Source organism: Shewanella sp. K8 (genome assembly GCF_028823715.1).
Classification (GTDB): Bacteria; Pseudomonadota; Gammaproteobacteria; order Enterobacterales; family Shewanellaceae; genus Shewanella; species Shewanella algae.
The window spans coordinates 30,793-43,247 of record NZ_JAPEHY010000007.1 but is presented as its reverse complement, the minus strand read 5'-3'; the positions used below and the strand labels follow the sequence as shown (position 1 = coordinate 43,247).

Annotated in this window: 7 protein-coding genes; 3 read left to right on the top strand and 4 right to left on the bottom strand. The window is 53.6% G+C overall.

The annotated features are described in order from the left end of the window. Positions 1 to 78: 78 nt before the first annotated feature. On the top strand, positions 79 to 1,389 hold the full coding sequence (gene fadI / locus ON072_RS05595; protein WP_025011130.1) for an acetyl-CoA C-acyltransferase FadI: 1,311 nt from the start codon (positions 79 to 81) through the stop codon (positions 1,387 to 1,389). 6 nt (positions 1,390 to 1,395) lie between these two features. Beyond that, the gene (fadJ, locus tag ON072_RS05590) at positions 1,396 to 3,534 is read left to right on the top strand and encodes a fatty acid oxidation complex subunit alpha FadJ (protein WP_190532420.1); all 2,139 of its coding nucleotides are present in this window, start codon (positions 1,396 to 1,398) and stop codon (positions 3,532 to 3,534) included. A 503-nt stretch (positions 3,535 to 4,037) separates the two neighbouring features. Here the strand turns inward: fadJ and ON072_RS05585 are convergent. The 3 genes from ON072_RS05585 to ggt all read right to left on the bottom strand — a co-directional run bounded on the left by ON072_RS05585 (position 4,038) and on the right by ggt (position 10,460). Next, a complete protein-coding gene (locus ON072_RS05585) occupies positions 4,038 to 5,666 on the bottom strand; it encodes a methyl-accepting chemotaxis protein (RefSeq protein WP_261752959.1) in 1,629 nt (542 codons plus the stop codon). 356 nt (positions 5,667 to 6,022) lie between these two features. Beyond that, complete coding sequence (locus ON072_RS05580; protein ID WP_208169797.1) at positions 6,023 to 8,116, bottom strand: hypothetical protein; 2,094 nt, start codon at positions 8,114 to 8,116, stop codon at positions 6,023 to 6,025. Positions 8,117 to 8,717: 601 nt separating this feature from the next. After that, entirely contained in the window at positions 8,718 to 10,460 is a 1,743-nt protein-coding gene (gene ggt, locus ON072_RS05575) for a gamma-glutamyltransferase (RefSeq protein WP_186295236.1), read from the bottom strand. A 92-nt stretch (positions 10,461 to 10,552) separates the two neighbouring features. Here ggt and ON072_RS05570 point away from each other — a divergent pair, with 92 nt between their 5' ends. Then, complete coding sequence (locus ON072_RS05570; protein ID WP_223828838.1) at positions 10,553 to 11,734, top strand: GNAT family N-acetyltransferase; 1,182 nt, start codon at positions 10,553 to 10,555, stop codon at positions 11,732 to 11,734. Here the strand turns inward: ON072_RS05570 and ON072_RS05565 are convergent. Next, positions 11,731 to 12,345 (bottom strand): LysE family translocator, encoded by a 615-nt coding sequence (locus ON072_RS05565; RefSeq protein WP_025011125.1) that lies wholly within the window; start codon positions 12,343 to 12,345, stop codon positions 11,731 to 11,733. The two genes, ON072_RS05570 and ON072_RS05565, sit on opposite strands and share 4 nt — an antisense overlap. Positions 12,346 to 12,455: the final 110 nt, after the last annotated feature.

Below are 12,455 nucleotides of genomic sequence, written 5' to 3'. Positions count from 1 at the left end.
CGGGTCTCTTATGGAAAAACAATAAAGCGCAGCGTCAGGGCCAGTTTTCGGCGTGCGCCACTGTAAAGAGGGTGACAAATGAGTGACAGACAACAGGTAACCAATGCCAGGGGCGAGCGGATTGCCATAGTGGCAGGTCTGCGTACCCCGTTCGCCAAACAGGCGACGGCGTTTCACGGCGTATCGGCGCTGGATATGGGCAAGATGGTGGTCAATGAGCTGCTCAGTCGCAGTGAATTGGACCCCAAGCTGATTGAGCAGCTTGTCTATGGCCAGGTCGTACAGATGCCGGCAGCGCCCAATATTGCCCGTGAAATTGTCCTGGGTACCGGCATGAATTTGCACACAGATGCCTACAGTGTTACCCGCGCCTGTGCCACCAGTTTTCAGTCCACTGTCAATATTGCCGAGTCGATCATGACGGGCAATATCGAAATAGGCATAGCCGGGGGCTCGGACTCCTCCTCTGTGCTGCCTATCGGGGTGTCCCGCAAGTTGGCCCATGCCTTGGTCGATCTCAACAAGGCCCGCACCCTGGGACAGAAGTGGAACATAGTTCGCCGTCTGGGGTTTAAAGATCTTTTGCCTGTGCCGCCTGCTGTGGCCGAATATTCCACCGGCCTGTCCATGGGGCAAACCGCCGAGCAGATGGCCAAGAGCCACGGCATCAGCCGTGCCGATCAGGATGCGCTGGCCCACCGCTCTCATACCCTGGCGAGCCAGAGCTGGAATGAAGGCAAGCTCAAGGATGAAGTGATGGTGGCTCATGTACCGCCCTACAAGAGTTTTATCGAGCGTGACAACAATATCCGCGACAACTCGTCCCTTGAGTCTTACGCCAAACTCAGACCCGTATTCGACCGCAAGCACGGCAGTGTCACCGCCGCCAACAGTACCCCGCTGACCGATGGCGCCTCGGCGGTGATCCTGATGAGCGAAGGCAAAGCCAAGGCCCTGGGTTACACCCCCATTGGCTATATCAAGAGCTATGCCTTCAGCGCCATAGATGTTTGGGAGGATATGCTGATGGGGCCATCCTACGCCACGCCACTGGCGCTGAAACGCGCCGGTATGCAGCTCGAAGATCTGACCCTGATAGAGATGCATGAAGCCTTTGCCGCCCAGACTTTGGCCAATATGAAGATGTTTGCCTCGAAGAAGTTTGCCGAGGAAAAACTCGGTCAGAGCCGCGCCATTGGTGAAATCGATATGAGCAAGTTCAACGTGCTCGGCGGCTCGCTGGCCTATGGCCATCCGTTTGCGGCCACGGGCACTCGCTTGATCACCCAAGTGTGTAATGAACTGAAACGCCGCGGTGGCGGTACGGGGCTGACAACCGCCTGTGCGGCCGGTGGTCTGGGTGTGGCAATGATAGTGGAAGTGGAGTAATTGCAGATGGAAAACAGCAACAAGAGTTTTAGCCTCAGCCGCCGCGACGATGGCATTGCCATTCTTTCCATGGATGTACCCGGCGAAAGCATGAATACCCTCAAGGCCGAATTCGGCCCTGAGATTAGCGCCTTGCTGAGCGAAATCAAAGCGGACAGCAGTATCAAGGGCTTGGTGATCATTTCAGGCAAGCCTGACTCCTTCGTGGCCGGCGCCGATATCTCCATGCTCGATGCCTGTCAAAGCGCCGCCGATGCCCGCGAGCTGTCGAGCTCAGGGCATAAGGTGTTTGCCGAACTTGAAGGGCTGAAGATCCCCGTGGTTGCAGCCATTCACGGCGCCTGTCTCGGTGGCGGCCTCGAGCTGGCACTGGCTTGCCATCTGCGGGTGTGCAGTGACGACAAGAAAACCATGTTGGGGGTGCCGGAAGTTCAGCTAGGTCTGCTGCCGGGCGGTGGTGGTACCCAGCGTCTGCCACGCCTGGTGGGGATCACCACAGCGCTTGATATGATGCTTACCGGTAAACAGGTTCGCCCCAAGCAGGCGCTGAAGATGGGGCTGGTGGACGATGTGGTGCCCAAGTCGATTCTGCTGGAGGCGGCGGTTGAACTGGCATTGGCCGGCAAAGCCAAGCGCGGTAAAGGCAAAAATAATAAGCCTATGATGAACAAGCTGCTCGAAAGCAACGGCTTTGGGCAGAAAATCATCTTTGATCAGGCCCGTAAACAGGTTGCCAGAAAAACCCAGGGTAACTATCCGGCGCCGGACAAGATCATCGACTGTGTGCGGGTGGGGATGAGCCAGGGGCTAGAGGCAGGTTTGGCCACAGAGGCGCGCCATTTCGGCGAGCTGGTGATGACGCCCGAGTCGGCGGCGCTGCGCTCCATCTTCTTTGCCACCACAGAAATGAAAAAGGAAACCGGCGCCGAAGGTGCTGAGCCCAGTCCGGTTCACAAGGCCGTAGTGCTCGGCGGTGGCCTGATGGGCGGCGGTATCGCCTCAGTGACCACCACCAAGGCCAAAATTCCGGTGCGGGTCAAGGATATCAGTGAGCAGGGACTCAGCAATGCGCTGGGCTATGCCTATAAGTTGCTGGATAAGGGCGTCAAGCGTCGGCATATGACCCCGGCGGTGCGTGATAAGCAGATGGCCTTGATGACGACGACTACAGATTATGTCGGGGTCAAGGATGCCGACATAGTGGTCGAGGCGGTATTTGAGGATCTCAGCCTCAAGCATCAAATGGTGCGGGATATCGAGCGCGAATGCGGTGAACACACTATTTTTGCTTCCAACACCTCGTCTCTGCCCATAGGTCAGATTGCCGAAGCCGCCGCCAGGCCGGAAAACGTCATCGGCCTGCATTACTTCTCGCCGGTAGAGAAGATGCCGCTGGTGGAAGTGATTGCTCACGACAAGACCTCGCCCCAGACGATAGCCACCACAGTGGCCTTTGCCCGCAAACAGGGCAAGACGCCGATAGTGGTGAAAGATGGCGCCGGTTTCTATGTGAATCGTATTCTGGCGCTCTATATGAATGAAGCGGCTCAGCTGCTGCTTGAGGGCAACAGTGTCGAGAGTCTGGATAAGGCACTGGTGAAGTTTGGTTTCCCGGTCGGCCCTATCACTCTGCTCGATGAAGTGGGTATTGATGTGGGCGCCAAGATTTCGCCGATACTCGAAAAAGAGTTGGGTGAGCGTTTCGCTGCTCCCTCTGCCTTCGATAAGCTGCTCGCCGATGACCGCAAGGGGCGCAAGAACGCCAAGGGCTTCTATCTCTACGGTCCCAAAGCCGGCAAGAAGAAGGAAGTGGACAAGAGCGTTTATCAGGTGCTGGGGATAGCGCCGGGTGTTGGCGCCGAAAATGCCAACCTGGCAGAGCGTTGTGTGGTGCAGATGCTCAATGAAGCGGTGCGGTGTCTGGAAGAGGGCATCATAGCCTCTGCCCGCGATGGTGATATTGGCGCCATCTTCGGCATTGGCTTCCCGCCTTTCCTCGGTGGGCCTTTCCACTATATAGACACCATGGGCGCCGATCAGTTGCTGGCCAAGCTGGAACGCTTCCAGAGCCGCTTCGGCGACAGATTCGCCCCGAGTGAATTGCTCAAGACCATGGCCGCAGAAGGACGACGCTTCTTCGACTGACAGTGATTGGAATGGCTGTTCTTCGAATCGCCTTTGAGTAACAGCACTTTGAATAACAGTGCTTTGAGTTACAGCGCTTCGAATAACAGTGCTGCTTTACTGTAAAAGCGGCCTCAGGCCGCAACCCTCCAACCACGCCCCGGTAAGGCAGTAAATCACCGGGGCGTTTTTTTATAGAAGCTTGGGACGTCCCGCTCTTGGCAACCAAGGTGGCAAAGCTCAGGGAAGAGCGAGGATCCAATCCAATATGAGTGGGTCGCTATGCTTATCAATGAGCAGAATGCTGATGTCAATCTGGCATCAGATACAGGGCGATGCCGCGTTTAATGAGCTGAAAGCCTGTCCACTGGATAAGTCAGCCTTGGCAGAGGTTTTCTGGCCTTGATAAAGGCAAACTGACCACACTCTTTATCCAGTCAGCTTATCGGCTGTTTCCATGGTGAGCCGGCCTCTGTGGCTTGGCGGGATTCGCCGTAAGCCACAGAAGCTGGGTTAATGTTGACTCAGAGCTTGAATACTTCCATCCTGGCTTTGAGGCTATGGGTTAAGTTGCTGATCTCCTGACACGCTATGGCCGTTTGCGATGCCCCTTCGGCCATTTCGGTCGACACGTTATTGATATGGTCGACACTGCGGTTCAACTCTTCCGATACCGCATTTTGCTCACTGCAGGCGGTAGCAATTTGAGTACTCATTTGGGCGATGTTTTCCACCGAGTGCTCTATTTCGGTTATTTGGTTTCCGGCTTCGTTAACCTGCTCTACGCATTGGGTGATACCCGTCTGACATTCTTGGCTGGAAAGACCGATTTTGCTGCTGTTTTCCTGCAGTTGATTGACGATGTCGACAATTTGCGAGGTTGAATCCTGAGTGCGCTGCGCCAAAGAGCGCACTTCGTCCGCGACCACGGCAAATCCACGTCCTTGCTCACCGGCTCTGGCCGCTTCTATGGCGGCATTCAGTGCCAGGAGGTTGGTTTGTTCCGCGATGCCGCGAATAACGTCGACCACCATATTGATGTTGTTTGAGCTTGATTCCAGCTCCCTTGCCAATAGATCGGATTGCTGAATGCTCTTGGACACTTGCTCGATAACCGCCACTGTACGTTGCAAGGTAGCAGTGCCTTGTTTGGCGACTTCGGTTGCCGAATAGGCCGACGTTGCCCCGGCCTCGGTGTTTTGAGCCACTTCGGCGACTGCTGCCTGCATTTGGGTCATGGCCGATGCGACAGAGCTGAGCTCTGATTGCTGGTTTTGCATACTCGAGGCATTTTGCGCCGAAATGGCACTCACTTCCTCCACAGCTGCGGTCAGTTGGATGGTGGAGTCGCTGATCTCAGACACCAAAGAGTGGAGGTTGGCCTGCATGGTGACCAACTCTTTCAGTAGTGTTCCCAGCTCATCTTTGGTCAGGGCCTGCTCATCTATGGCGTTATTCAGTTGTCCCTTGGCTATCTTGGCGGCGAATTTCAGGGCCCTGTCTATGGGGCGGCAAATTGCCCGCGAGAGCAAGGTAGAGGAGAGGGCTATCACCATTATGATGATGAGCGCACCTATGGCGGCACCGTACTGGGTCAATGAGGCTTCATGCTGAACGTCATCACTGATTTTATTGATTAATTCATCATTGAGCCCCAAGGTATTGTCGAGACTCGTCAAGGCGCGGGAATAGGTATCAAAGCTGGAGAGGATCACCTGATTGGCGGTTGTCGCATCACCTCTTTTCAATAGCTCATTATAGGAACGGGTTTCCTGAATGTATTGATTCCAGGTGTCTTTAAAGGCTTTAAAAGCGTTCTGCTCTTGCCTGCTCAGTTCCAAAGCTTCGTAGGCAACTATGCCCGCCTGAACGTCGGCTCTCAGTTTATCCAGCCCTTGCAGCCATTCACCTATTTGCGGGTTGTCTATATTGGGAAGCAGTGAAAACTCATCTTTTCGAACCTTGGTGATATCGACCTGGATACCTTTCAATATGGCCACTGAAGGCAGGCTCTTGTCGGTCAGCACCTTGATATTTTGGTTCAATGCCGACAGGCTCAGTACCAATAATATGGCTACAGCAGCAAATACCACAAAGACGACCAGGTAACTCGCCCATATTTTTTTAACGACACTTAAGTCTCTAATATTCATTTACTTCCCCATCAAGGATTGGCTATTAGACAAATGTACAATAACTATAGCCTGATTCCGGGGGACTCCCACCTGTTATAAACAGTTTGCTATTCCGTTTGAAGGTTGTGACTTTCCCAACGTTTGTGGGTGATGCCAAGTGAGTGCTAAAGCTAAAGCTAAAGCCAAAGCCAGGCGGGAGTTGTGTTTTTGCCAAGGGGAATAAATATGCGGCGTTACATGCTACGAGCCACTTAAGAAAGGTAGAGCGGGTTTACTTGAGATAAAAAAGCCGGTCAGCATCTTGCCCATCGGCTTGGTAGAGTTCACGGCATCAGAGCCCTATTCAGTCAAGGCGCCGATTCTATTTAGCGGTATCACTCGTTATTGCCTGTCCCTGTCCATTGGATATTGGCTTTAATCTCTTCCACCAGACCGGCATCCTCTTCGGTAACATGACCTATAACACTGTAGATCTTGCCGACAACAGGCTGCTCGATATCGAATTGCGCCTGGCAGTATTCGATACCATTTTCTTCACCGGGGAACAGATAGGCTGGAATGCGATATTCCATACCTTCGTAGCTGAGGTTGAGGTCGTAAAACTCCCTTACCTCATCACAGCTGAAGTCGGTGTTGGGTACATCGAAGTAGAGCCCCACCTTGGCGCCGCCATTATCCGCCGCTGTCATCTGCATGGTCAGGTGACCGAGCTGATAGCTTGCTTCTGTGGCCGCCGGCAGTTCCGCTGTAAACATACGACCTTGGGCATCGTCATCAGACTCAATATCCAGACGTTTTTCTACATCATCGGCTTTGCTGAACAGGGTATAGCGACCGTCCCAAAGTTGCAGCACTTTGGCATTGTCACCGACACCGGCAATGGCGTCGTTCAGTTTGATGGTTTCCTGATGTTCAACACCTTCATCATCGCCGTACTCCAGCACCATTTGGCCTAGTTCATTAATGATATAAGTAGAGACTTCCACGGTTGCAGTGGCAGAACATTCGCTGAGGTTGTCTTGAGTACGGACATTACGCAGCACAGAGCCGTTTTTGAACTCCAGAGTGTCGCACCATACTTGCATCACACCGTCGTCGTTCTCGTCGGCAGAACCCCATTCTGTAGTGAACCAGGTTTTGCCTTCCAGCGGATGTTTGGGCTCTGGTTCGACACCGTTATCGGCAACCTTGACTTTGAGGTCGGTCTTCACAGCTGCATGTTTGCCGTCATTGACTGTCACAGTGATCACAAAGTCGCCGGCAACCAGAGGCTTGCCGGACAAACGCAATGAGTCACCTTGCTCAATTTTCAGGGCGATACCTTGCATATCCGTCATGGCACTGAAGGTCAGTTGATCTTTATCCTGATCGCCAAACAGCTCATCCAGGTCAATCACCTGATCGATTTGATTGCCTACTGTCAGCGACATGCGCGCCAGTTCAGCTTCCAGTTCGGCTTTTTCAGCCGGGTTGATGACAGGAGCATGGTTGATACTGCTGACTTCAATCTCAATTTCCAGTGGGTATGAGCGGGCGCCCTTGTTGTCGGTGGCGTAAGCGTGCAGCTCAATTTCACCGGCTACCTTAGGTGTGCCGCTGAGTACGCCTGTTTTGGCATCGAATGCCAGGCCCAGGGTTTCCAGTGCTATGTTGCCATCTTCCTCCATCAGGCTCAGAGTGAAGCTGTCGTTGTCCTTGTCGGCAAAAGCGGCTGACAAATCTACGGCAGTCATCGGCTGACCCAGTTCCACTTCAATTTGGGTCAGCTTGTCCAGCTCGGCCTTGTTCAAGGCAATATGAGGTCTGTGGTTGGATTCTACACCGCCTTCTGGGGTGATCACCGGCTCGTAGTCGTCGAGTTTGTCACCGGCTTCCACCTTGGCAGCCACATCTTCAACCAAGAGTTGCAGATGCGCTTCAGCCAGGCCCTGATGGCTAACCAGCGTCTCGCCGACAATGTTCAGCGCTTGAGCGACCTTGTTGGCACTACTCTTGGCCAGATAGTCACCAAACAGCAGCTCTGGTTCGGCTTTAAGTTCAGCAAATTGAGCCGACACAACTTGTTCGGCATCCGCCTTGGATACACCTTGGTTGGCGTCCATATGCTTGACAACCAAGTCGGTCAGCGGGCTGATCACCTGGCTGTTGGCATCTTTGCTTGCCGGGGCCTTGAGCTCAAAGGTTTTTTTCACCAAGCCGCGGCTTTCATCCATGGTTTTGTCGGCAATGGCCTTAACACACAGTGTTTGTCCCTGATATTGGCCATCGATCCGGGCAATACCGCCTTTGCCGGTTGTCGCCACTTTGGTTTGGCAGTTTTCGCCGGCATAAACGTCGGCATTCACCAGATAACCATCAATGGCTGTGACCGAAAATGATTTGGCTGTGGGGTTGTCATTGTTGTCGCTGCCGCCGCAACCGGCCAGTGCCAGTGCAATTGACGCTGCAAGCAAAGTCGTCTTCTTCATTCTCTATCCCAAAATAATTAGAGCGCCTTGATTACGCCCATCCACCTTTTTAGATACAAAAGTTCCATTTAAAGCGATGCAGATGATAACTTTGATAAATAAAAGATAAATTGATTGGCTTCACATAAAATTCCTGATTAAAAACAGTGTGATAGGTTGAATTTTGAGCTGTGGTTTAATTTTGAACATATATTGGTGTCATAATCACCAAAAGTGCCGCTATCTGAGTTTTTACTTGTCAGAAGTAAGGATATGTGCCGCCTGAATGGATTGATAAATGCTTATAAATAAGAGAGTTATTGATGGCTTGTTAATTGCATCTCAGGTAGCAGAAATGAAAGCTCTGGATTGAATTAGCGCGTATTTAGCCCACGCCAATGCGCGGAGGTTAAGCCGCCGGTTTGTTAAAAGTGAACCTTGGTTCAGTGTAAAAAACAGCTCCGCAAGAGTGGCATCTGCGGAGCTGTTTTCAATGGAGCTGTTCTAAATGGAACTGTTTCAAATGAGAGTTAAGCCGAATTTAATGCCCGTCGCCTTACTACTTTGTTTAGGAAACCTGTCTCAGGAGCTTTTTCAGTGGCTTGGGTTTAGGTAACTGGGCTCAGTAGCCCGCTGCCTCACTGCCGGCACGGCGCGGGTCAGATGCACCAAATTTACCTTCTTCGGTCACCATAATGCTCTGGGTGCTGCCCATGGAACTTTTGACCTTGACCTGGTGGCCCATGGCTTCCAGCAGCGCTATGGTGTCACCATTGAGGCTGCGCTCAACCCGAATTTCATCTGGCAGCCACTGGTGATGCATTCGCGGCGCAAAGCTGGCTTCGGCGATATTCAGGTCGTGGTCAATCACATTCATGATGATCTGCAGCACTGTGGTAATGATCCTGGCGCCACCCGGGCTGCCGGTAACCAGAAACGGCTGACCGTCTTTCATTATCATGGTCGGGCTCATGGAGCTCAGTGGCCGCTTGTTGCCCTGTACCGAGTTGGCTTCACCGCCCACTAGGCCATAACCGTTGGGGGTGCCGGGTTTGGCTGAGAAATCATCCATCTCATTGTTCAGCAAAATCCCTGTACCATCGGCCACCAGCCCAGAGCCATAACTGAAGTTGAGGGTATAGGTGTTGGATACCGCATTGCCCCATTTATCCACGACCGAGTAGTGAGTTGTCTGGTCACTTTCATAAGGGGCCAATTTGCCGGGTTTGACCTGGCTTGAAGGGGTGGCGTGCTTGCTGTCGATGCTCTTGGCCAATGTCTGGGCATAATCCGGGCTCAACAGGGCTTTGACCGGCACAGGATAGAAATCCGGATCGCCGAGATACTCGCTGCGATCGGCATAGGCCCGTCTCATGGCCTCGGCCATAAGATGCAAAGTGGCGGCGGTGTTGTGGCCCAGATCATGGATGGGGTACTGCTCGAGAATGTTGAGGATTTCTATGATATGGATGCCACCCGATGATGGTGGCGGCATGGAAACCACCTCATAGCCTCGATAGTGTCCGCGCACCGGCTGGCGCTCTATGGCCTGATAGTTGTTGAGATCCTCAAGGGTCATGATGCCGCCGGCGGCCTGAATGGCACTCACCAGTTTCTCGGCGGTTTCCCCTTGGTAAAATCCTTTGCTGCCCTGTTTGGCAATCAGCTCCAGCGAGTGAGCCAACTCAGGCTGCTTGATGATTTCGCCCGGTACAAAGCTGCTGCCATCTGCCTTGTAGAAGATGGCGGCAGAGCTTGGCCATTGGGAGATGCGGCGCTTAACCCCATCGAGGGAGTTGGCCAGATCTGAAGTAACGCTGATCCCTTCCCGCGCCAGTTTGATCGCCGGGGCTATCACTTGCTCCCGTTTCATGGTGCCATACTTGGACAGGGCCAGCTCCATGCCCATCACAGTGCCGGGAACGCCCACCGCCAGGCCGTGCTCGCGGCTGAGTTTATTGACCGCATTGCCCTTGTCATCGAGGAAGATATCCCTGTGGGCCTTGGAAGGCGCCATCTCCCGATAGTCTATGGCTATGGTCTTGTTTTCCTTCGCCAGGTGTACCAGCATGAAACCGCCGCCACCTATATTGCCGGCCCGGGGCAAAGTTACTGCCAGGGCATAACCCACGGCTACTGCTGCATCTACTGCGTTGCCGCCTTGCTTGAGAATATCCACCCCGATACGGGAAGCCAGTGCCTCCTGGCTGGAAACCATGCCGTGCTTGGCCCAAACGGGCTGGGCTGTGGCCATTTCACTGTAAATCGAGGATTCGTTGGCGGTAGCTTGTGGGCTGTAACTCAGGGTGGAGGCTGCAGGCAGAGCCAGAGCGACGGCGAAGATCAGCGGTTTTATCAGACGCACTATATTTCCTTATACTGCTTTTGCTTAAGTTGCTATGCAATGTGCCGCCAATTATCCTTGATTGCAAGTTTGCCTCGGCATATGGAATAAATTTGGACAATAAGCACTTGCAGTGGCGTTTTGCCGCCGGCATTGATGAGATCCCCGCCGCCGAGTGGGATCTGTGTCTGGCTGAAGATGGAAAAACAGAGCCGGACAACCCTTTTTGCCGACATGCTTTTTTGAAGGCGCTGGAGCAAAGTGGCAGTGTTTGCGCCGCAGCCGGCTGGCAACCCATGCATTTACAGCTGTTTTGCAACGACAGGCGTTTGGCTGTGATGCCTCTCTATCTCAAGGAGCACTCCTGGGGCGAATATGTGTTCGACTGGGCCTGGGCCGATGCCTATCAGCGCCACGGTGAAGCCTATTATCCCAAGCTGGTCTGCGCCATTCCCTTTACGCCTGTCACCGGCCCAAGACTCGGGATAGCGCCTGAGGCCAGGGCGGCGGCCGCTGATATCCAGCAGGCGCTGGGGAAACTGTTTTGGCAACTGCTCGAAAGCTACTCCTCCTGGCATTGGCTGTTTGTCAATGAGGTGCAACTCGAGTCATTGCGGCATTTGCCCCAGACCTTGGTGCGGGAAGGAACGCAGTTTCATTGGTTTAACCGGGGTTACAGCAACTTTGATGATTTTTTGGCGCGGCTCAACTCCAAACGGCGCAAGAATATTCTCAAAGAGCGCCGCGCCTTGGCTGGCTTGCAGTTTGTCTGGCTCAGGGGCGATGAACTGCAAGATTGGCACTGGCAGCTTTTCTATCGCTGCTATCGGCAAACCTACCTGAAACGCTCCGGCCACCGGGGATATCTTCAGCCCGACTTTTTCAAGCAACTCGGTAAGTTGATGGCGGCCGAGGTGCGTTTGCTCTTGGTTCACCGCTTGGGTGAAACGCCGCAACAGGCGCTGGCATGCGCGCTTTATCTGCAGGGGAAAGATACTCTTTATGGCCGCTATTGGGGCGCACTTGAGGAGATCCCGGCGCTGCATTTCGAGGCCTGTTACTGGCAGGGGATTGACTATTGCATCGAGAACGGCCTCAGTTGCTTTAACGCCGGGGCCCAGGGGGAGCACAAGCTTATCCGCGGTTTTGAGTGTGTCACCACCTATTCGCTGCATGGCATAGCGCATCCGGGCTTTCGGGAGGCGATAGCCGATTTCTGTCAAACAGAGGCCGGCAACAACCGCTTGTATCAAGCGCAGTTGCAGCAGGCCTTACCCTACAAAAAGGGCGATTAACCCAGCGCCAGCCAGACACCGACCCCCAACATCAGGCTGCCGGCTATCCGGTTGAGCAGGCGGACATTGTTGCCACGGCTCAAAAACAGCCTCAGGCTCTTGCCGCCATTGGCATAGGCCAGCATACAGATGAGCTCGGTACACATGATAATGCCGATGAGTGCCGTCAGTTGCGGTGCCATAGGTTGCTGCAGATTGATAAAGGGAGGCAGCAAGGAAATCATAAAGGCCCAGCCCTTGGGATTGGCAATGGCGGTGACAAAGCCTTGGGAGATCAACGCTGTGCGCTTGATACTTCGGGGTTGGTCCAGATTGGCCATCTTGCCCTTGGCCCGCCACATATTGATGCCGAGCCAGATAAGATAGGCACCGCCAAGATATTTGAGCCCCTGGAAGATCATTGGATGTTTCAACATAACCGTGGCTACACCCAGCACGGCAGCCAAAGCCACCAGGGCGACCCCCACGAGTTCACCCAGCATCATCCACAGAGTGCGGCGCACCCCAATGCTCATCCCCAGTGTCATGGCCAGGGTCATGCACATTCCCGGGGTAACGGAAACAAAGAAAAAGGTTGGAATAAAAGCGGCGAGCAGGGCGTAGTCTTGCATTTTGGGTACAGCTGTCTCTCAAAAAGGGAGATCAGTCTAATGAAATCCTACCGGGTGACAAAGTAAAAAATTGCAGCGCTCAATATACTAAGGCGGAAAACAAGAGACCG

Coding starts and splice junctions, on each gene's coding strand:
- fadI (WP_025011130.1), top strand. CDS start 79: ATGAGTGACAGACAACAGGTAACCAATGCCAGGGGCGAGCGGATTGCC.
- fadJ (WP_190532420.1), top strand. CDS start 1,396: ATGGAAAACAGCAACAAGAGTTTTAGCCTCAGCCGCCGCGACGATGGC.
- ON072_RS05585 (WP_261752959.1), bottom strand. CDS start 5,666: ATGAATATTAGAGACTTAAGTGTCGTTAAAAAAATATGGGCGAGTTAC.
- ON072_RS05580 (WP_208169797.1), bottom strand. CDS start 8,116: ATGAAGAAGACGACTTTGCTTGCAGCGTCAATTGCACTGGCACTGGCC.
- ON072_RS05565 (WP_025011125.1), bottom strand. CDS start 12,345: ATGCAAGACTACGCCCTGCTCGCCGCTTTTATTCCAACCTTTTTCTTT.